The 19621-nt window shown below is 71.2% G+C and carries 16 protein-coding genes and 1 pseudogene; 8 read left to right on the top strand and 9 right to left on the bottom strand.

Features of this window, described 5'->3' with window-relative positions:
* Nucleotides 1-78: 78 nt before the first annotated feature.
* Nucleotides 79-740: pseudogene (locus tag GA0070214_RS10595) on the bottom strand (MOSC domain-containing protein).
* A gap of 291 nt (nucleotides 741-1031) precedes the next feature.
* On the opposite strand from GA0070214_RS10595, the gene GA0070214_RS10590 reads away from it, so the two are divergent.
* Nucleotides 1032-1757: a class I SAM-dependent methyltransferase gene (locus GA0070214_RS10590; RefSeq protein ID WP_091261796.1), complete on the top strand. Its 726-nt coding sequence runs from the start codon at nucleotides 1032-1034 to the stop codon at nucleotides 1755-1757.
* 132 nt (nucleotides 1758-1889) lie between these two features.
* Nucleotides 1890-2954: a glycoside hydrolase family 18 protein gene (locus GA0070214_RS10585; RefSeq protein ID WP_091261795.1), complete on the top strand. Its 1065-nt coding sequence runs from the start codon at nucleotides 1890-1892 to the stop codon at nucleotides 2952-2954.
* Between the two features lie 113 nt (nucleotides 2955-3067).
* Here the strand turns inward: GA0070214_RS10585 and GA0070214_RS10580 are convergent, their stop codons facing one another.
* On the bottom strand, nucleotides 3068-3517 hold the full coding sequence (locus GA0070214_RS10580) for a MarR family winged helix-turn-helix transcriptional regulator (protein WP_091261794.1): 450 nt from the start codon (nucleotides 3515-3517) through the stop codon (nucleotides 3068-3070).
* An 80-nt stretch (nucleotides 3518-3597) separates the two neighbouring features.
* Here GA0070214_RS10580 and GA0070214_RS10575 point away from each other — a divergent pair, with 80 nt between their 5' ends.
* On the top strand, nucleotides 3598-3999 hold the full coding sequence (locus GA0070214_RS10575) for a nuclear transport factor 2 family protein (RefSeq protein ID WP_167364230.1): 402 nt from the start codon (nucleotides 3598-3600) through the stop codon (nucleotides 3997-3999).
* Between the two features lie 98 nt (nucleotides 4000-4097).
* Here the strand turns inward: GA0070214_RS10575 and GA0070214_RS10570 are convergent, their stop codons facing one another.
* Complete coding sequence (locus tag GA0070214_RS10570) at nucleotides 4098-5306, bottom strand: MFS transporter (protein WP_091261792.1); 1209 nt, start codon at nucleotides 5304-5306, stop codon at nucleotides 4098-4100.
* Between the two features lie 193 nt (nucleotides 5307-5499).
* Nucleotides 5500-6186, bottom strand: coding sequence for a DUF2306 domain-containing protein (locus GA0070214_RS10565; protein WP_091261791.1), 687 nt, complete (start codon nucleotides 6184-6186; stop codon nucleotides 5500-5502).
* Between the two features lie 179 nt (nucleotides 6187-6365).
* On the opposite strand from GA0070214_RS10565, the gene GA0070214_RS10560 reads away from it, so the two are divergent.
* A complete protein-coding gene (locus GA0070214_RS10560; RefSeq protein ID WP_091261790.1) occupies nucleotides 6366-7379 on the top strand; it encodes a LysR family transcriptional regulator in 1014 nt (337 codons plus the stop codon).
* Here the strand turns inward: GA0070214_RS10560 and GA0070214_RS10555 are convergent.
* The 5 genes from GA0070214_RS10555 to GA0070214_RS10535 are packed head-to-tail and all read right to left on the bottom strand — an operon-like array spanning nucleotide 7262 to nucleotide 12258.
* Entirely contained in the window at nucleotides 7262-8032 is a 771-nt protein-coding gene (locus GA0070214_RS10555) for a serine hydrolase (protein WP_091261789.1), read from the bottom strand. The two genes, GA0070214_RS10560 and GA0070214_RS10555, sit on opposite strands and share 118 nt — an antisense overlap.
* Before the next feature lie 8 nt (nucleotides 8033-8040).
* Complete coding sequence (locus GA0070214_RS10550; RefSeq protein WP_091261788.1) at nucleotides 8041-9663, bottom strand: N-acyl-D-amino-acid deacylase family protein; 1623 nt, start codon at nucleotides 9661-9663, stop codon at nucleotides 8041-8043.
* Nucleotides 9663-10427 carry an amino acid ABC transporter ATP-binding protein gene (locus tag GA0070214_RS10545; protein ID WP_279615648.1) on the bottom strand — a complete coding sequence of 255 codons (765 nt, stop codon included), beginning with the start codon at nucleotides 10425-10427 and terminating at the stop codon, nucleotides 9663-9665. The genes GA0070214_RS10550 and GA0070214_RS10545 overlap by 1 nt, the downstream gene beginning before the upstream one ends.
* Nucleotides 10424-11374, bottom strand: a complete 951-nt coding sequence (locus GA0070214_RS10540) for an amino acid ABC transporter permease (protein ID WP_244167644.1) — start codon at nucleotides 11372-11374, stop codon at nucleotides 10424-10426. Before GA0070214_RS10540 ends, GA0070214_RS10545 begins: the two co-directional genes overlap by 4 nt.
* The gene (locus GA0070214_RS10535; protein WP_208602709.1) at nucleotides 11371-12258 is read right to left on the bottom strand and encodes an ABC transporter substrate-binding protein; all 888 of its coding nucleotides are present in this window, start codon (nucleotides 12256-12258) and stop codon (nucleotides 11371-11373) included. The genes GA0070214_RS10540 and GA0070214_RS10535 overlap by 4 nt, the downstream gene beginning before the upstream one ends.
* Nucleotides 12259-12772: 514 nt before the next feature.
* On the opposite strand from GA0070214_RS10535, the gene GA0070214_RS10530 reads away from it, so the two are divergent.
* From GA0070214_RS10530 to GA0070214_RS10515, 4 genes are all read left to right on the top strand, one after another.
* Nucleotides 12773-14095: an MFS transporter gene (locus GA0070214_RS10530; RefSeq protein ID WP_208602708.1), complete on the top strand. Its 1323-nt coding sequence runs from the start codon at nucleotides 12773-12775 to the stop codon at nucleotides 14093-14095.
* 175 nt (nucleotides 14096-14270) lie between these two features.
* Nucleotides 14271-15755, top strand: coding sequence for a long-chain-fatty-acid--CoA ligase (locus GA0070214_RS10525; protein WP_091261786.1), 1485 nt, complete (start codon nucleotides 14271-14273; stop codon nucleotides 15753-15755).
* Nucleotides 15756-15919: 164 nt separating this feature from the next.
* Entirely contained in the window at nucleotides 15920-17635 is a 1716-nt protein-coding gene (locus GA0070214_RS10520; protein WP_091261785.1) for an aldehyde dehydrogenase family protein, read from the top strand.
* Between the two features lie 211 nt (nucleotides 17636-17846).
* On the top strand, nucleotides 17847-19577 hold the full coding sequence (locus GA0070214_RS10515; protein WP_091261784.1) for a GMC family oxidoreductase: 1731 nt from the start codon (nucleotides 17847-17849) through the stop codon (nucleotides 19575-19577).
* Nucleotides 19578-19621 lie beyond the last annotated feature (44 nt).

The following is a 19621-nucleotide window of genomic DNA, read 5'->3' as shown; positions in this document are numbered from 1 at the left end:
GGCCAGGCCCTACACCGGCCGAGGGGCTGCTCGACGCAAGCCTGCCGATGTCGGCAGCCTCGGGCACCGAATCACGAGCTACCGCCGCCGGTGAAGCCGTTCGGCGAGGGTCTCGCGCAGGTCGTCGCGAGCCCGTCGATCTCGACCAGCTCGGGCAGCAGCTGCGGCTCGGTGAGGTACGCCCGAAACGCCTGCGCGATCGTCACCCCGTGCGCCGGACGGTCCTCCACGCTCACCGGATCACCGGCCCACACCTCACCCGGCTCCAGCACACGCAGGTACGCGCCCGGGCGGTTCGCCCGGGTGAAGGTCTTCACCCAGCGCGGCTCGCCCATCTTGTGCTGGAACGTGACGCACGGGATACGACCGAACGTCGGCTGGAGCACCAACCGTGGACCGATGCGCCACCGCTCGCCGATGACCGCGCCGTTGACGTCCACCCCCTCGGTGGTCAGGTTCTCGCCGAAGAGCCCGCTGGCCAGACGGCGGCTCAGGCGCGCCTGCCACCAGTCGTAGTCCTCGCGCGCGTACGCGTACACCGCCTGGTCGTCGCCGCCGTGGTGCTCGATGTCGAAGATCTGGTCACCGACCAGGCCGCTGTGCAGGCCGGTCGTCTTCGGCCCTGGCGCCCGCACGTGGACCAGGTGATCAACCGGCCGCTTGCTGATGCCCGTGACACCAACGCCCTTTGCCGGGTTGGGCTCCGGCACCGCGAGGTTGACCGAAACAATCCTGGACACGCCCGGCAACCTAGCCGCTCGGGCCACCGCACGCCGCGCAATTCCCATCCGGCGAAGCGTCTCCTCTGCGGGCACCCAGCGCCTCGTCGCCCGTCAGGGCCGGGTTTGCACCATCGCGCCGCGAGTCGGGGCCGATGGCCTCGACGCTTGCCCTCACCCGACCCGGGCAGCGGCTGGCTCGCGCCCCACTGACCGGATCGTCGGGGCCGTCGGTTGTCAGCGGCCTGAGCGCGTACCCGATGGCGTCGGATCTCTGTCGCCAGAGCACGTCATGGTCGATATGGTCGCCCGGTGCCCGATGCGATCTTCGCTCACCCTCGCCTCGCACGCGTCTACGACGCTTTTGATGGAGACCGCGACGACCTGGCTGCCTACCTCGCCATTGCCGACGAGTGTGGAGCACGCCGGGTGCTTGATGTCGGGTGCGGCACAGGAGCTCTGGCGATCCTGCTCGCTCGGCGCGGCCATGCAGTCGTGGCTGTCGACCCCGCCGAAGCGTCGCTTGCGGTCGCGAAGGTGAAAGACGACGCCGCGATGGTCACCTGGATCCACGGTGATGCCACGTCAGTGCCGGCGCTCGATGCTGATCTGGCGACGATGACCGGGAATGTGGCGCAGGTCTTCCTCGCCGACAATGAGTGGGCACAGGCTCTCCAGGGCATCCATGCCGCACTTCGCCCGAACGGATATCTCGTGTTCGAGACCAGGTGCCCCGAACGTCGCGCCTGGGAGGAATGGGCCGCCGACGTTGATCCAGTCATCCTCGATGTCCCGGGCATCGGGCCCGTAGAACGGCGCCTTGCGGTCACCGACGTCAGCTTTCCGTTCGTCTCCTTCCGGTACACCTACCGGTTCCTGGCCGATGGCGCGGTAGTCACGTCCGACTCGACCCTCCGGTTTCGCAGCCGCGACGAGGTGGAATCGAGCCTGGCCGCCAACGCTTATCGGGTCCTTGATGTACGTGAGGCCCCGGATCGTCCGGGCCGTGAGTTCGTGTTCATCGCCGCAGCCGAGTAACGAGCTGGACCGGCACGCGCTCACCTCGTCAACTCCGGTGGCTTCGCGGCCGGCGCCTCCCAGGCCGGCGGCTGCTTCATCGCACCGAATTCACCGACCCCGGCTCTGGGCGCCGGCTGCTACCGTGTCCGAATGATCATGGGTCGGACGGTCCTGGGTGCCTACATTCCCGGGGCAGACGCGCACGAGTACCCGATCGAGCACCTTCCCGCCGACCTGTTGACCCACCTGTTCTATGCATTCGCCACGATCGAGGACGGGCACCTGACGCTTCCGGCCGCGGCACCAGCGCAGGTCGCCGCGATCAAGCAGGCGCATCCGCACCTGCGAATCATGATCTCGATCGGCGGCTGGGGTGCCGGCGGGTTCTCCGATGCTGCGCTGACCCCCCGCACACGCGCCGACCTGGTCGCCGAATGCGTGGAGCTCACCGCCGGCTTCGACGGCGTGGATCTGGATTGGGAGTTTCCGGTATCGGGCGGCCCTGCCGAGCTCACCCGACGGCCCGAGGATCGGCGTAACTGCACGCTGCTCGCCCAGGACCTGCGTGACCGTCTCGGTCCGGACCGCCTGCTGACCGCCGCCCTGCCGGCCGGGCGGCTGCAGTCGGCCGGCCCGTATGACCCGGCGGACAGCTTCGAGCTCGCGGAACTCGCCGATGTCCTCGACTTCGTCAACCTCATGACCTACGACTTCGGTACGGGCTTCTCCCCGATCGCTACGTTCAACGCGCCACTGGCGGAAGTCGCCGACGACCCGCTCGAACCCGGCCTGCGGCGGTGGAACAACGTCACCGGCGCGGTCGACTACTACGAGTGTCACGGCGTACCACGGGACAAGCTCGTGCTCGGCGTGCCGTTCTACGGCCGCGGATTTCGCGTCACCTCACCCGGCGAGCAAGCCGGCCTGTTCCAGCCCCAGATCGGTACCGTCGATGTCGGCAACTGGCGCGACATCAGCCGTGACCTGCTGTCCGACCCGGCGTGGCAGCGCCACCGCCATCCGGTCGCCCGCGCACCGTGGCTCTACCATCCTGATACGCGGACGTTCGTGAGCTACGAGGACGCCGACTCCATCGAGGAACGCGCGGCGTTCGCGGCGAGGCACGGGCTCCGGGGCGCGTTCACGTGGCAGCTCGCCGGCGACGACAGCGAGCATTCCCTCCTCGCAGCCATGACCCGCCCGTTCCGCCGTTAGACCTTCGTGGGCCATCTGGCCGACGTTGATGAGGGATACGGTGCCACAGCAGGCCCGGCAGATCGGCGGAGACTTCGGCGTCCGCTAGGACATTGGTGGGCGCCCAGGTCGGCTCATGAGGTCGGCACGCCGCCGTGGTGCTCGATCAACTTGCCGAGCAACGCGACAAGGGTCTGCCGTTCGGCGGCCGACAGCGGGGCGAGCAGTTCGTCCTGCACGGTGTCGAGCACGCGGTCCAGCCGTCCGAGCTGCTGCCTGCCCGCCCTGGTGATCGTGACGACGTTACGCCGGCGGTCCGCCGGGTCGGCGCTGCGCTCGACGAAGCCCTGTTCCTCCAGCTCGGTCACGGCCGCGACGACGTCACTGCGGTCCATGCGGCTGCGCCGCCCCAGGTCGGCCTGGCTCGCGGGACCGAACTCCTCCAACGCGGCGAGCACGCGGTAGTGGTAGCCCCGCGCGTCGGCGGCGGTGAATCCCTCGGCGACGAACCGCCGCGAATGCACGGCGGCTTGAGAGAGCAACCAGCTGGCCTTTGTCGCGAGACGACTCGGTGTCGGTTCCACGGGTGACCATGCTAACAGAACCGTTGGCGGCGCCAACGATCAACCGTATCGTTGGCCGCACCAACGAATGGAGATTCGAGATGTCACACCTGACCGACCGCACCGAGATCGCCGAACTGGTCGCCAGGCTCGCGTGGGCACTGGACGAGCGGCGCTTCGACGACCTGCGGACCGTCTACGCCCGGGACGCCGAAACCCACAGCCCACGGGGCACCCTGCGCGGCATCGAAGAGATCGTCGACGTCGTGCGGCGAACCAGCCCGGAGGAGGTGTTGACCCAGCACTTCAACACCGACGTCGTAGTCGATCTCGACGGCGACCACGCCGAGGTCAAGGCCCATCAGCTCGTGTACTTCTTCCACCAGGGCGAGGTGCCCCACCGGTTGGCCGGCCTCCAGACCCGATACACCGCCGTACGCACGTCGACCGGCTGGCGCCTCGCGCAGGCGCAGATCTCCCCGCTCTGGCAGCGCGCCGCGTAATCGCTACTGAGGTGCGGGCCAGTGCTCCACCCTCCAGGGCGGGGGTGAAGGCCCGCGCGGCGAGGGCCGCCAAGGCCACCTGATCCACGACGATCCCCTCAAGCAGGGCGGACGAGCCGAGCCGCGGGGCGAACGGTGGTGACGAACAAGGCCAGGGCGACGGCCTGAATGCCGGCCACGGTGATGATCAGGGCGGTGATCGAGTAGTCGTAAAGGGCACCGGTGAGCAGCCCACCGACCAGGGTCGCCCCACCCAATCCGGCGGCGAAGATCCCGTAGGCGGTGCCCCGCCTGGCAGCAGGGACGATGTCAGCGATGGCCGCACGCATGGTGGATTCCTGGATACCGAGTACGGCACCCCAGGCCAGGACCCCGGCGACTGCGGTCGCCGGGGTCCTGGTGAAGGCAGCCAGCGGGATCAGGGCGGTCAGCACGGGTACGGAGGCCAGCGCCCGGAAACCGGCCCGGTCATACAGCCACCCGGAGGCCAGCGCGGCGAGCGCGTCGACGCCCATGGCGCCGGCGTATACGACCGGGACCACCGCCACCGGTACGACGTGCCGCGTGGCGAGGTGGAAGCTGAGCACGCCGAAGGTGGCGTAGCCGGCCGTGGTGAGCACCGTGAAGGCCAGATAGGTCCAGAACACGCGGGGCAGCCGGGCGCCCGGCGGGGCGGGCGCCGCACCGGGTTCGGGGCCCGGCTCGAAGCGACGCGGATCGGGCACGCCGGCGCGCAGCCACAGCAGCAGGAGCAGCACCGCCACAGCCGGCACGGCCAAGGTGAGGAACGCGGCTCGGTAGCGTTGGGCGGTGGCGGCCAGAACGGCGGCGACCAGCAACGGCCCGGCAACCGCCCCCGCCTGGTCGAGTGCCTCGTGGACGGCGAAGCCCTTGCCACGGCCCACTGCCGAGGCGGCGTGGGAGAGCATGACGTCCCGCGCCGGTCCACGGATCGCCTTACCGGCACGCTCCGCGACAAACAGCAGCGCAGCCAGCCACAATGCGCTGGTCAGCCCGAGCGCGGGCACCGCCACCAGGGTCAGGAGGTAGCCGATCAGAACCAGCCGCCAGTAGGCCTGGGTCCGGTCGGCGAGTGGCCCGGTGCCCAGCCGTCCGGCCAGGGCGAACGCTTCCCCGACGCCGGTGACCAGGCCGACGAGGGCCGCGGAGGCACCGAGGGTGGCCAGGTAGGGGCCGATGACTGACCGGCCGCCCTCGTACACCACGTCCGACAGCAGACTGACAGCACCGAACGCGGTCACGAACCGCCACGGCGTCCATCTGATTGCCGGCGCCGCGACCTTCACTCATGCAGTCTGGCCTACCGGCATGCGGGGTCGGGTGTGATCAGCCCACGGGCGCAGCGGAGCGCTTGCCCGGGTACGCCTCGGGTAATCGCGCGGGACGAGGTGAGGAGCCTTGAGGTCGACCGGCGTGTCGATGCCATGCGCGACGTGCCGCTCGAACGGGCTGCCATGATCAGAACACCTCGTTTGGCCGTCAGTGGCTGGCAAGAGCGCCTGCGGGAGCGTCGGCACGGCGCTGGACGCTCCGGGTCGGTTTGGTCGGCCGCCTGCGCAGCGCCCATTCGACGACGGCCAGGTTGATCACCCAGCCGGCGAGCATCAGGAACGCCCGACCGACCCCGTCCGGCTGGCCGACAAGCAGCATCCAGGGCAGGTGGGTCAGGACCTGGGTGCCCGCCCCGAGACCGATGGCATACCCGCGGGCCATCCAGGCACGGTGGCGGGGGATGTCCCGGCGCCGGATGGCGGCGAAGCCGAGGACGATGCAGCCGAGCATGGCGGTGCCGAAGACGAGCCGCATCGGGGTCACCAGCACGTGGTCGATCGGCGGGCGGGGATAAAACAGCGTCATCCACAGTCCCGACAGGGCGGCGGCGAGCCCGCAGGGGACCAGCACTCGTCCGGCGAGGCGGTGCCAGCCGGGCCGGCGGCGGCGCAAGCCGGGGGCGAACTGGAACGCCCCCAGGAGGCAGTACAGGCTGGCGCCAACAATATGCACGAGCACGGGTACGGGCGAGGCGAAGAACCGGGCGTTGTCCGGGGTGACCGTCGCACCGCCGGTGAGTTCGGCGGTGCGGGCGGCGCCGGCGATCACGGGTACGGCGCTGAGCATGATCAGGCCGACGGGTACCAGCCACTCTCGTTTGGCCGACAGGGTCATGGCGGATCCCTTCATCCACTGGCCAGCCGGCCACGTCACCACCACAAGAGGTGTACGGCGTACACTCTCACCGGTGAGAGTAGGGTGTACGGCGTACACCGTCAAGAGGCGCGTTACCGTGTGGCGGCCGCATCCTGGGGACGCGGCGCCGGGTCCTGGACCAGGGAGGCAACCCGCCGATGTTCAACACCGCACGCCTGCAGGTCATCCTGGAGATCGCCCGCCACGGCACGATCGTCGCCGCGGCGGAGCGGCTTGCGCTGAGCCCGTCCGCGGTCTCCCATCAGCTCGCCGCGTTGGAGCAGGAGGCCGGGGTGGCGCTGGTGGACCGGGGGCCGCGCAGCCTGCGGCTCACGGTCGCGGGCCAGCGCCTGGCGGACTACGCGCAGCAGATCTCCGATCTGATGTCGGCGGCCCGCGACGAGCTGTCCGCACACGGCGAGGGCCGCCAGGGGCTGCTGCGGATCGGGTTCTTCGCCACCGCCGGCACCGAGCTGCTGCCGCGCGCGCTGTCGAGTTTCACCCGGGACCATCCGCAGGTCGAGCTGGCGCTGATCCTGGGGCAGCCGCACGAGCTGCTCCCCCGCCTGCATCAGGGTGAGCTGGACCTGGTGGTGGTCTTCGACCATCCGCTGAGCCCGGCGCAGGAATCGCCGTACGCGAAGGTCGAGCCGCTGATGGTGGACCCTCAGCTGGTGGTGCTTCCCGCGGATCATGCGCTGGCCCGCCGGCGGCGGCTGCGGCTCGCGGACCTTGCCGCGGAACCGTGGATCACCACGCTCGGCGTGCAGAGCGAGGTGTCGGTGCTGGAGTTGGCGGCGCGTGCGGAGGGCTTCGCGCCGCGGATCCGCTGCCGCAGTGACCATTACGAGGTGGTGCTGGGCCTGGTCCGGGCCGGTGTCGGGGTGGCGCTGGTGCCGTCGCTTGGCCTGCGCAACCCCGGTGGGGTGGCGGTGCGGCAGCTCGCGCACGCCAAGCTGTACCGGGAGATCGGTGTGGCGCTGCGGTCCGGCAACCCCAACCCGGTGGTCGGCAGCTTCGTCGAGCGGTTGCGCGACGCGGCGGCGGCGCTCAGTCAGGATTTGTCGGAGCGGTGGGGTCCGGCGAGCCGGTCGACCGTTGCACCCCAGCGGCGCAGCTCGGCGACGGCAGTCCGCTCCTCCCCCGGCGCGAACGCGGCGACCACGGCGTAGACGACGGTGTGCCGGCCGGACACGATGCCGGTGTCGGCGCGTACCCCGGTGTCGGTTCCGGTCTTGTTCTCCACCCGGACGCCGTCGCCCGACCAGGGGTCGTGGCCGATGGAGTCGGCGACCATCGTGCGGTCGATGTTCCCGGCGAGCCAGCCGCGCAGCAGCCGGCACGCCTGCGGGCTGTGCCAGGTCCCCTTCGCAACGTCGGCGAGGAAGGCGCAGAGTTCTCCGGCGGTGCCGGTGGCGAAGGTGTCCGGTACGCCCGGGCCGCGTTCGGCGCGGATCAGGTCGTGCACGGTGGTGTCCCGCAGCCCGGCGACGCGGGCCAAATCCTGCACGGCGTCCAGGGTCACCAGCCGCAGCAGGGCGTTGGTGGCGGCGTTGTCGCTGACCGTGGCGACCGCCGTGGCGAGGTCGGCGACCGTCCACCATCGGGGCGACAGTTGGCCGAGCAGGCCGGTGCCGCCGAGCGCCCGGTCGGTGTCGAGCAGCTCGACCGGCTGGTCCGCCTCAAGGGTGCGGTCGGCGAGCCGGCGGGCCACCTCGGCGAGGAGCAGCACCTTGCCGACGCTGGCCAGCGGCAGGACCAGGTCGGGGTCGGTGGAGAGGGTGCGGCCGTCGTCGAGGCGCCGCACCATCGCCCCGATGCGCACCGCCGGGCTCAAGGCCGCCCCGGCACGGCGGGCTGCCGATCCGGTACGGCCAGCACCCGGCCCGGCCGCGCGTCGGTGACCTCGCCGCCGTCCACGACGACCCGCCCGCCGACCAGCACGCACCGCACCCCGTCCGGCGGGGCGAGGGGGTCGTCGTAGGTGGCGCCGTCGGCGACGCGCTGCGGGTCGAGGACGACCAGGTCGGCGGCGTACCCGTCGGCGAGCAGCCCGCGGTCGCGCAGGCCGAAGCGGGCCGCGGGCATCCCGGTCATCTTGTGCACCGCCCCCGCCAGGTTCAGCAGTTTCACCTCGCGAACGTAGTGGCCGAGCACCCGGGCGAAGCTGCCCGCCCACCGCGGGTGGGGACGGCCCCCCTTCGGTACGCCGTCGGAGCACAGCATGGTCAGCGGGCTGGCGAGCACCCGGCGGACGTCGTCCTCGTGCATGGAGTGGCTGAGGATGGTGACGTCGCCGTGCTCGGCGGTGAGCAGGTCGCAGGCGTAGTCGACGGGGTCGACGCCGGCCGCGGCGGCCAGGTCGGCGATGGTGTGCCCCTGCGCGTCGGGGTTGTTCGGGGCGGACGCGACGCGGATGAGGTCCCAGCCGCCGTTGCCGACGGTGTTCTCCCAGCCGGGCACGCCGGCGACCAGGTCGTGGCGGATGCGGTCGCGGACCGCCGGCTGGGCGGCGGCGGTGAGCATCGCGGGTACGCCGTCGGCGATGAGCCACGGCGGCAGCATGGCGTGCAGGGCGGTGCTGCCGGCGGTGTACGGGTAGACGTCGCAGGTGGCGTCGAGGCCGTCGGCGCGCGCCTGTTCGAGTCGGGCGAGGGTGCGGACGGTGGCGCCCCAGGCGCGCCGGCCGGCGGTCTTGTGGTGGGAGACCTGCAGCGCCGACCCGGCCGCGGTGGCGATCTCGATGGCCTCTTCGAGTGCGGTTTCGACCTGGGACATCTCGTCACGCAGGTGGGTCACGTACGGCTTGCCGTGTGCGGCCGCGACCCGCGCGAGGGCGATGACCTCGTCGGTGCCGGCGTTGACGCCCGGGGAGTAGATCAGGCCGGTCGACAGGCCCGCCGCGCCCGCGGCCAGGGCCTCGTCGAGCAGCTGGCACATGGACTGGATCTCCGCCGGGGTGGCCCGCCGCTGGGCGAAGCCGACCACCGCGGCGCGCAGGGTGCCGTGGCCGACGAGGGCGGCGAGGTGGTTGCGGCGGGCCACGCCCTGGGCGTCGGCGAACTCGGCGAACGACCCGTACGCCGACGCGGGTGGCCCGAACGTCGCGGCGATCAGCTCCCGCACCGGTTCGGCGCGCTCGGGCGGGACCGGGAAGGGGCTGATGCCGCAGTTGCCGCAGATCTCCGTGGTGACCCCTTGGAGCAGCGGCGCCCGGCGCAGCACCTCCCGCTGCGCGTCGTCCCCGGCGAGCAGGTCGGAGTGGGTGTGCACGTCGATGAAACCGGGTGTGACGGCCAGCCCGGTCGCGTCGATGACGTCGGCGGCGGGAGCGCGGCTGCCCGGTGGCAGCAGCACGAGCCGCCCGTCGCGGACGCCCACGTCGGCGGGACGGGACGGCGAGCCGGTCCCGTCGACCATGTCCCCACCGCTGACCAGCAGATCCAGCCGGGCCATCAGAGCACCTTGGACAGGAAGGCGCGGGTACGGTCGTGCCGCGGCGCGGCGAGCACCTCCCGGGGCGGGCCCTGCTCGACGATCAGGCCCTCGTCCATGAAGACGAGGTGGTCGCCGACCTCGCGGGCGAAGCCCATCTCGTGGGTCACCACGATCATGGTCATGCCGCTGGCCGCGAGGTCCTTCATCACCTCCAGCACCTCCCCGACGAGTTCCGGGTCGAGCGCCGAGGTCGGCTCGTCGAAGAGCATCAGCTTCGGCGACATGGCCAGCGAGCGGGCGATGGCCACCCGCTGCTGCTGGCCGCCGGACAGCTGCGCCGGGTAGTGGTGGGCGCGGTCGGCCAGCCCGACCCGCTCCAGCAGGTCGGCGGCGCGCCGCCGCGCGGCGGCGGCCGGGACGCCCTTCACCGCGACCAGGCCCTCCATCACGTTCTCCAGGGCCGTGCGGTGCGGGAACAGGTGGAAGCGCTGGAAGACCATGCCGATCGACTCGCGCTGGCGGCGCAGCCGGGCGTCCGGCAGGGGCCGCAGCCGGCCGCCGCGCTCTTCGTACCCGATCAGTTCGCCGTCGACGTAGACGCGGCCGGCCTGCGGCTCCTCGAGGTGGTTGAGGCAGCGCAGCAGGGTGGACTTGCCGGAGCCGGACGGGCCGACCACGCAGACCACCCGGCCGCGTTCGATGGTCAGGTCGATGCCGCGCAGCACTTCCAGCCGGCCGAAGCTCTTGCGCAGGGACCGGCACTGCACCATGGGCGGGGTCATCCGGCGCTCCCGGTGAAGCGCAGGTTGCGGGTGATGCGCCCGCGCAGGGTTCCCGGCGCGGTGGCGCCGAAGCCGCGGCTGAACCGGCGTTCCAGGTAGTACTGGCCGATGCTGGCGACGGTGGTGAGGACCAGGTACCACAGGGACGCGACGATCAGCAGGGCGATCACCTCGAAGTTGGTCAGGTAGAGCCGCTGGGCGACGGTGAGCAGGTCTGCGCCGGCGATCACCGAGACGAGCGAGGTGGTCTTCAGCATGGAGATGAACTGGTTGCCGGTCGGCGGGACGATGATCCGCATCGCCTGGGGCAGCACCACCCGCCTCATGATCTTCATGCGGGACATGCCCAACGCGGCCGCGGCCTCCTGCTGGCCGGGGTCGACCGCGCGCAGGCCGGCCCGGACGATCTCGCTCATGTAGGCGCCCTCGTTGATGCTGAGCCCGAGCAGCGCCGCGACGAATCCGGTGACCAGGGTGTTCGTCTCCCAGGTCATCAGCTTCGGGCCGCCGAACGGCACGCCCAGCCCGACCTCGGGGAAGATCAGCGCGATGTTGAACCAGAAGATGAGCTGCACCAGCAGCGGCGTGCCGCGGAAGAACCAGACGTAGGCCATGGCGCCGGCCCGCAGGACGCGGCTGTCGGAGACCTGCATCAGCGCCACGACGACGCCCAGCACCACACCGATCGCCATGGACGCGACCGTGAGCTGGACGGTGACCCACAGCCCTTCCAGGATGACCCGGTCGAACTGGTACTTGACGACGATGTCCCAGTGCAGGTTCGGGTTGATCGCGATGGTCCAGGCCAGCCAGGCCAGGACCAGGGCCGTCACCCCGGCGGCCAGCCAGCGCCCCGGCCGCAGCGGGTGGCTGATCCGGTTCGCCTCCGGCGCGGCGGGCCCGGCCGAGGCCGGGCCCGTGGCGGTCGCATCCACCGGTGTGCTCACTTCTGGTCGTTGACCGTCGCGGCCTGCACGCCGCTGCCCTGCACGCCCCACTTCTCCAGGAGCTTCGTGTAGTCGCCCGAGTCGATCAGCTCCTGAAGGGCCCGCTGGACGGCGTCGCGCAGCTGGCTGTCCTTCTTGTCGATCGCGATGCCCCACGGGCCGGCCTCGTACTGGGCCTCCAGCACCTCGTACTTGCCGCTCTGCGTGGCCAGCATCTTGGCCACCGGGTAGTCGACGATGGTGGCCACCGCCCGCCCGGCATCGATCTGCAGCAGGCCGGTCGGGGCGTCCTCGCTCTGCGAGATCGTCATCTTCTTGGCGCACGAGGTGTTCTGCTTCTCGCCGATGGCGAGGTTCGAGCTGCCCTTGGCCAGCACCACGGCCCGGCCGCACAGGTCCGCCAGGTCCTTGACCCCGGCCGGGTTGCCCTTGGCCACCATGATGGCGCCGCCGGCCTGGAAGTAGTCGACGAAGTCGACGGCCTTGCGGCGCTCCTCGGTGTCGCTCATCGAGGACATCGCCAGGTCCCACCGGTCGGCCTGCAGGCCCGGGATCAGGCCGGGGAAGCTGGCGTTGGTCATCTCCAGCTTCAGGCCGAGCCGCCCGGCGATCGCCGCCGCCAGCTCCGGGTCGACACCGATCAGGTCCTGGGTCCCCTCCTTGTACATCTCCATCGGCGGGTAGCCCTCGGCGGTGGCGACCCGCAGGACGCCCTTCTCCTTGAGGGCGGCCGGGACCATGTCGGCCGCCTTGGCGTCGGCGGCGACCGAGGCGGAGGCACCGGCCTGCGGCGTCTGGCCGCTGGTCGAGCGGCCACAGCCGGCGACGGCGAGTGAGAGTGCGGCGAGACCGACGACAATGCGAAGCGCACGCTTCCTGACCACCGGAAACCTCCTGCCTGAGACGATGGCGGGGACCCTATCCGGGATCGGTCAGCATGAACAGCCCGAACGCTTTGCGGGGTGAGCACCTAGATATTCGATGCTCATCGGGCGTGATCCACATCGGTCGCGAAGGCTGGCCATGCCGACGTGAAGGACCAAGCGCCCGGGGGGAACTGATGCCCATCTTGGCGAAGCCGCATTGTCGCCGCCGGGGGCGGTCCTGGCCGACATGATCGCTCGTGCTGTGGGCTCGCCCGCCTGATCCCGTAGCGCCGGACAGGCCTCCCGCATCTGTTGCCGCGGCATGCCCAACGCCCCTTGAGCTGGGGTCCGCTGGCCTGCGGCGGCGGCGAAATTTGCCTCGGGCTCTTGCGCGAAGATATGCCTATAACGATACTGTCGGTCACGGATTTAGCGTGTCGGGGGTCACGTGGATGCCACCGCCTCTGGCGTCCCGCCCTGCTGAACCACCCGCACTCCGCCCCCACCCATCGCAGCCACCAGTGGAGCAACCGTGGCCGACACCGAAGTCGCACCCGCAACGGCCGTCAGGCTCTCCGGGAAGGCACCGCACAACCGCCGCCGCGCGTGGATCGTCACCGCGTTGCTGGTCGCCTTCATGATGATCAACTTTGCGGACAAGTCGATCGTGGGTCTGGCCGCCGACCCGATCCGGGAGGACCTGGGGCTGTCCGCGACCCAGTTCGGCACGGCGAACAGCGCCTTCTTCCTGCTGTTCTCCATCTTCGGCGCGGTCGGCGGGCTGCTGGCCGACCGGGTGCGCCCGCGGTGGCTGCTGCTGGGCATGGTCCTGTTCTGGTCGGTGTCTCAGGCGCCGCTGGCGCTGGGCGCGGGCGTGGCCATGCTGTTCACCTCCCGCATCATGCTGGGCGCGGCGGAAGGCCCCGCTTTCCCGATCGCCCAGCAGACCGCTCTGTCGTGGTTCCCGAACAGCAGGCGCAATCTGCCCAGCGCGCTGATCACCGCCGGCACCACGTTCGGCGTGGTGGTCGCCGCGCCCGGGCTGACCTGGGTGATCACGGAGCACGGCTGGCGGTCCGCGTTCGGCGTGGTGGCCGTCGCCGGTGTGCTGTGGGCGCTGGTGTGGGCCTTCGTCGGCAAGGAGGGCCAGTACGCCGTCGCGACCGGCCCGGACCCCGCCGCCGACACGGCGGCCAAGGCCGCCTCCGAGCCGGCCCCGAGTAACGTCGGCTATCGGCGCATCCTGGGTACCCGCTCCTGGATCGGCGTCACCGCCGCCTTCTTCGCCACCTACTGGATGGTCGCGCTGACCGTCGCCTGGCTGCCCTCGTACCTGCACGACGGGCTGGGCTACTCCAGGACCGCCTCGGCCAACCTGGTGGCGCTGCTCTGGGCCGCCAACGCAGTGGCCCTGCTCGGCCAGGCCGGGCTGACCGGATGGCTGCTGCGACGCGGAGTCAGCAGCCGCTGGGCGCGAGCCCGGGTCGGCGGCATCACCCTGCTCCTCAGCGCGGCCGGCTGCCTCGCCCTGACCGCCGGCCAGGGCGGCCCGCTCACCGTGCTGCTGCTGATCGCAGGGTTCGGGATCTGTGGAGTGATGGCGACCATCGCGGTCACCACCGTCGCGGAGATCGCACCCGCCGAGCGACGCGGCGGCGCCCTCGGCATCATGCAGGGTGTCGTGACCACTGCGGGCCTGATCGCCCCCATCCTGGTCGGCCGCCTGGTCGACACCCAGGGCGCGGCCGGATACCAGCACGCGGTCCTGATCTCCGCAGCCGTGCTCCTGCTGGGCGGAACCGCCGCGGTCACGCTCGTCGACCCCGCCCGGGACCAGCAGCGCCTGGCGCAGTGACCCGCCGCGCCACCCGGCCGCCCGCCTCTGTGACGTAAGCGGCGGCCGGGTCCACGCGGGCACGAGGGCTCGTTGCGCCCGCATCCCCAGAGACCGCCGCGGCCGGCCTGCCGCGGCTGATGCCGGAAGCCGAAGAACCGATCCACGTGAACCGCATCCCGATGGAGAACCGATCATGACCAACCTTGCCCAGAACCTGGCCGACGCGGCCGCCCGCGACGGCGCCGCACCCGCCATCCGGCTCGGCGACACGGTGCTGTCGTTCGCGCAGCTCGACGCGGCCAGCGCCCGGGTGGCTGGGCTGCTGCGCGACCGTGGCGTGCGCCCCGGCGACCGGGTCGGTGTCATGCTGCCAAACGTGCCGCAGTTCGCCGCCGCCTACTACGGCATCCTGCGCGCCGGTGCGGTGGTCGTGCCGATGAACGTGCTGCTCAAGTCCCGCGAGGTCGCGTTCTACCTGAGCGACTCACAGGCCAAGCTCGTACTGGCCTGGCACGGGTTCGGTGAGGACGCCGCGGCCGGCGCCGCCGCCGCCGGCACCGAATGCCTGCTGGTGGTGCCGGGCGAGTTCGAAGCCCTGCTGGGCGCCACCACGCCGCAGGGTGGCATCGTCGAGCGCGAGGCGGGCCACACCGCTGTCATCCTCTACACCTCGGGCACGACCGGTACGCCCAAGGGCGCAGAGCTGAGCCACGCCAACCTGACCCGCAACGCCGAGGTGGGCGTCGATCTGCTGGCGCTGACCTCCGCCGATGTCGTGCTCGGCGCGCTGCCGCTGTTCCACTCGTTCGGGCAGACGTGCGGGCTCAACGCGGCGGTCGCCGCCGGGGCGTGCCTTGCGCTCGTGCCGCGCTTCGACCCCCAGGCCGCGCTCGACACGATCCACCGCCACCGCGTCACGGTCTTCGAAGGCGTGCCGACGATGTACGTCGCGCTGATGGCCCACCCGCAGCGGACCGAGTTCGACGTGGACAGCCTGCGCCTGTGCGTGTCCGGTGGCGCGGCGCTGCCCGTGGAGGTCATGCGCGCCTTCGAGGCCGCGTTCGGCTGCATCATCCTCGAGGGCTACGGCCTGTCGGAGACCTCGCCCATCGCGTCGTTCAACCACGCCGACCGGCAGCGCAAGGCCGGGTCGATCGGCACCCCCGTCGCCGGGGTCGAGATGGCGCTGCGCGACGTCGAGAACGGCGTCGGTGAGATCGTGATCCGCGGTCACAACATCATGAAGGGGTACTGGGGCCGTCCGGACGCGACCGTGGAGGCGATCGACGCCGACGGCTGGTTCCGCTCCGGCGACCTGGGCCGCGTCGATGAGGACGGCTTCTTCTTCATCGTCGACCGCAAGAAGGACATGATCATCCGCGGTGGGTACAACGTGTATCCGCGCGAAATCGAGGAGCTGCTGTACGAGCACCCCGCTGTGCGCGAGGCCGCCGTCATCGGCGTCCCGCACGCCGAGCTGGGCGAGGAGATCTGTGCCGTGGTCGCGCTCAAGGCCGGCGCCGACGTCACCGCGGAGGACCTGCGCGAGCACGTCAAGACGCAGGCCGCGGCGTACAAGTACCCGCGGCACGTGTGGATCGTCGCCGAGCTGCCGAAGTCGCCGACCGGCAAGATCCTCAAGCGTGAGGTCACCGTGCCCGCCGGCCTGGTCGCCTGACACCGCGCCGACCCCGCCCGGCGCCCGGACACCATCGCCTGCCGTTGCGAGCAGCGGCAGGCGGCGGCCGGATCCCCGAACCCCCTCCGGGGCGTACTCGCGGCCACGTTCGCGTTCACGATCTTCGGCGACCTTCCGCCGACCCAGTGCCGACAAGGACACCGATGACAATCAGCACCGCCACGACCGCGCAGCTCGACCAGATGATCACCGAGCTTCGCGACGGCGAGCGCGCCTGGGCCCGCGAGCCCCTCAGTTCCCGCCGCGCCCTGCTGCGCCAGTTGCAGGCGGCCGTGGCCGCCCACGCCGAGCAATGGGTGCGGGTGGCCGGGGGCATCAAGCAGCTGCCCACCGGCTCGCCGCTGCTCGGTGAGGAGTGGACCAGCGGACCGTGGGCCGTGCTCGGCTACGTCGACGCGCTGGCCGACACCCTGGCGCGCCTGGAGCAGGGACGTGACCTGCTCGCGGGATGCAGGGTCGGCGCAGCGCCGGGCGGCCGGGTGAGCATCGGCGTGCTGCCGTACAACACCTTCGACCGGTTGCTGCTCAGCGGTTTCCGGGCCGAGGTCTGGATGGAGCCCGGCGTCACCGAGCAGGAGACCCGGGAGCGCGCCGGGCTGGGCCTGCTCGCTCCTGAGCGCACCGGGGGCGTCGCCGTGGTCATGGGCGCGGGCAACATCTTCTCGATCGCACCGCTGGATGTGCTGTACCAGCTGTACGCGTACAACCGGGTGGTCCTGCTCAAGCTCAACCCGGTCGCCGACGCGCTGCTGCCGGTGCTGGCGGCGGTGTTCGCGCCGTTCATCGACCGGGGCTATCTGCGCATCGTCGCCGGGGACGCGTCCGTCGGCGACCACCTGGTGACCCACGCGGGTGTCGACGCGGTACATCTCACCGGCAGCGAGGCCACCCACGATGCGATCGTGTGGGGAACCGGCGAGGCGGCGCGGGCGGCGAAGGCCACCGGTACACCGCGGCTGGACAAGCCCGTCACCAGCGAACTCGGCGGGGTGTCTCCGACGATCGTGGTGCCCGGTCGCTGGTCGAAGGCTGACATCCGGTTCCAGGCTGAGCACGTCGCCACGCAGCGCCTGCACAACAGCGGTTTCAACTGCGTCGCGGCGCAGATCGTCATCGTGAGCCGGGACTGGCCGCAGAGGCGGGAGTTCCTCGCCGCGCTGCGCGACGCGTTCGCGAACGCGCCCGTCCGCCCGGCCTGGTATCCGGGCTGCGACGTGCGGGTGTCCGGCGCCCGGCGGTCGCACCCGCATTTCGAGGCCGTCGGCCGCACCGCCGAACGCACCGTGCTGTGGGACCTCGACCTGGGCGATGACGCCGAGCCCGCGTTCGGCACCGAGTACTTCGGTCCGGTCCTCGGCGTGGCCGAACTGCCCGGAACGGGCATGGAGTTCCTCGACGCCGCGGTCGACGCCGCCAACGAGCGTCTGCACGGCACGCTCGGTGCCAACCTGGTAATCGACCCCCGTACGCGCCGGCAGCTCGGCCCGCGCCTGCGGGAGGTCATCGCCCGGCTGCGCTACGGCACCATCGGCGTCAACGCCTGGACCGGCGTGGGCTACCTGACCGCCCGCGCCACCTGGGGAGCGTTCCCCGGGCACCCGCTCGACGACATCGCCAGCGGCCGCGGCGTGGTGCACAACTCGCTGCTGCTGCACCGACCCGAACGGACCGTGGTGTACGGGCCGTTCCGGCCGCTGCCGCGCTCGGTCATGACCGGCGAGTTCAGCCTGACCCCGAAACCGCCGTGGTTCCTGAGCAACCGCACCGCCGCGACGACCGGCCGACGGCTCACCGCGTTCGCCGCTCGGCCCCGCTGGTCGGCGCTGCCCGGGATCTTCGCCTCCGCGCTGCGGGGGTAACCGGCCCATCCCGGCGCCATGCGAGGCGGCACCGGGACGGGCGGCGAGCCCTCAGCCACCGCGCCGCGGCGTGGCCGGTCAGCGCTGACGGGTTCACTCTCCGGCCGGCAGGCTCTTGCCCTGCCGATCCATAATAACGATACTGCCGTTAACGCATTTGGTGCGGGGCGCTGACCTAAGGATCTGACGCTGCTGCGGAAGGTGTGATGTCATGAGTACCCACGATTACGACGTCCTCGTCATCGGCTCCGGCTTCGGCGGATCCGTCTCTGCCCTGCGCCTGACCGAGAAGGGCTACCGCGTCGGCGTGCTCGAGGCGGGCCGGCGCTACACCAGCGAGGAACTGCCCAAGACGTCCTGGGACGTGCGCAAGTTCGTGTGGGCCCCTGCCCTGGGGCTTTTCGGCATCCAGCGCATCCACCTGCTGCGCGACGTCGTGATCCTCGGCGGCGCCGGTGTCGGCGGCGGATCGTTGAACTACGCCAACACGCTCTACAAGCCGCTCGCGCCGTTCTTCGACGATCCGCAGTGGGCCCACATCACCGACTGGCGCGACGAACTCGAGGCGCACTACGACCAAGCCCGGCGCATGCTCGGCGTCACCATGAACCGCACTGTCACCGAGGCCGACAAGGTCCTCAAGTCGGTGGCCGACGACATGGGAGTCGGCGCCACGTTCACCCTGACGCCCGTGGGAGTGCTCTTCGGCAAGGACGGCCAGAAGCGCGGCACCGAGGTCGACGACCCGTTCTTCGGCGGTGCCGGACCCAGGCGCAACACCTGCATCGAGTGCGGCTCCTGCATGACGGGCTGCCGGTACAACGCCAAGAACACCCTGGACAAGAACTACCTGTACCTGGCGGAGCAGAACGGCTGCGAGATCCACCCGATGACCACGGTCGTCGACGTCAAGCCGCTGCCGGCCGGGGGCTACGCCGTGCACACGGTGGCGACGGGCAAGTCGGCACGCCGTAGGCGCCACCGGCGCACCTTCACCGCCGAGCAGGTGGTGTTCTCGGCCGGCACCTACAACACCCAGAAGCTGCTGCACCGCCTGCGCGACACCGGGTCGCTGCCGCGCATCTCCGGCAGGCTCGGGCAGATGTCCCGGACCAACTCCGAGTCTGTGCTGGGAGTCAAGGCGCGGGCCAAGAACATCGCCTACACCCAGGGTGTCGCGATCACCTCGTCGATCCACGTCGACGAGCACACCCACATCGAACCGGTGCGCTACGGCAAGGGCAGCAACCTGATGGCGCTGCTGCAGACCGCGCTCACCGACGGCGACCAGGGCCGCCCCCGCTGGGTCACCTGGGCCAGGACGATGCTCACCCAGCCGCGGCACTGGACCTGGTTCTCGCCGAAGAACTGGTCCGAGCGCACGATCATCCTGCTGGTGATGCAGGCGCTGGACAACTCGATCACCGTCCGCGGGCGCTGGACCATGTCGGGCCGGTACAAGCTCACCTCCGGCCCCGGTCACGGCGAGCCGAACCCGTCCTGGATTCCCGCCGCCAACGAAGCCGCCCGCCGGGTCGCGGAGAAGATCGACGGCATCGCCGGAGGCACCATCGGCGAGATCGCCAACATCCCCCTGACAGCCCACTTCATCGGCGGCTGCCCGATCGGCGACTCTCAAGAGACCGGTGTCGTCGACCCCTACCACCGGCTCTACGGCCACCCGGGCATCCACGTCGCCGACGGCTCGACCGTGTCGGCCAACCTCGGCGTCAACCCGTCGCTGACCATCACCGCCCAAGCCGAACGCGCCATGGCGTTCTGGCCCAACCGCGGGCAGCCCGACCACAGACCCACGCTGGGCGCCGCCTACGTGCGGCTCGCCCCGGTCGCCCCGCTCCGACCCGCTGTTCCCGCCGGCGCCCCGGCCGCCCTCGGCGCGGCCGCCGCCTCGCCGTCATCGCCCGACAGCTCGGCCCTGTGATCCGCCCACAGCCGACAGCTCAGGTCTCAAGCACTTCTCAGACG

Origin of the sequence: Micromonospora chaiyaphumensis, from assembly GCF_900091435.1 — a bacterium.
GTDB lineage: Bacteria > Actinomycetota > Actinomycetes > Mycobacteriales > Micromonosporaceae > Micromonospora > Micromonospora chaiyaphumensis.
This window is presented reverse-complemented; position numbering and strand designations above follow the sequence as displayed.

What these genes read in the sequence shown, in the direction of transcription:
- GA0070214_RS10560 (WP_091261790.1), top strand. Translation starts at nt 6,366, where the DNA reads ATGTTCAACACCGCACGCCTGCAGGTCATCCTGGAGATCGCCCGCCAC.
- GA0070214_RS10565 (WP_091261791.1), bottom strand. Translation starts at nt 6,186, where the DNA reads ATGACCCTGTCGGCCAAACGAGAGTGGCTGGTACCCGTCGGCCTGATC.
- GA0070214_RS10585 (WP_091261795.1), top strand. Translation starts at nt 1,890, where the DNA reads ATGATCATGGGTCGGACGGTCCTGGGTGCCTACATTCCCGGGGCAGAC.
- GA0070214_RS10545 (WP_279615648.1), bottom strand. Translation starts at nt 10,427, where the DNA reads ATGACCCCGCCCATGGTGCAGTGCCGGTCCCTGCGCAAGAGCTTCGGC.
- GA0070214_RS10520 (WP_091261785.1), top strand. Translation starts at nt 15,920, where the DNA reads ATGACAATCAGCACCGCCACGACCGCGCAGCTCGACCAGATGATCACC.
- GA0070214_RS10550 (WP_091261788.1), bottom strand. Translation starts at nt 9,663, where the DNA reads ATGGCCCGGCTGGATCTGCTGGTCAGCGGTGGGGACATGGTCGACGGG.
- GA0070214_RS10515 (WP_091261784.1), top strand. Translation starts at nt 17,847, where the DNA reads ATGAGTACCCACGATTACGACGTCCTCGTCATCGGCTCCGGCTTCGGC.
- GA0070214_RS10575 (WP_167364230.1), top strand. Translation starts at nt 3,598, where the DNA reads ATGTCACACCTGACCGACCGCACCGAGATCGCCGAACTGGTCGCCAGG.
- GA0070214_RS10525 (WP_091261786.1), top strand. Translation starts at nt 14,271, where the DNA reads ATGACCAACCTTGCCCAGAACCTGGCCGACGCGGCCGCCCGCGACGGC.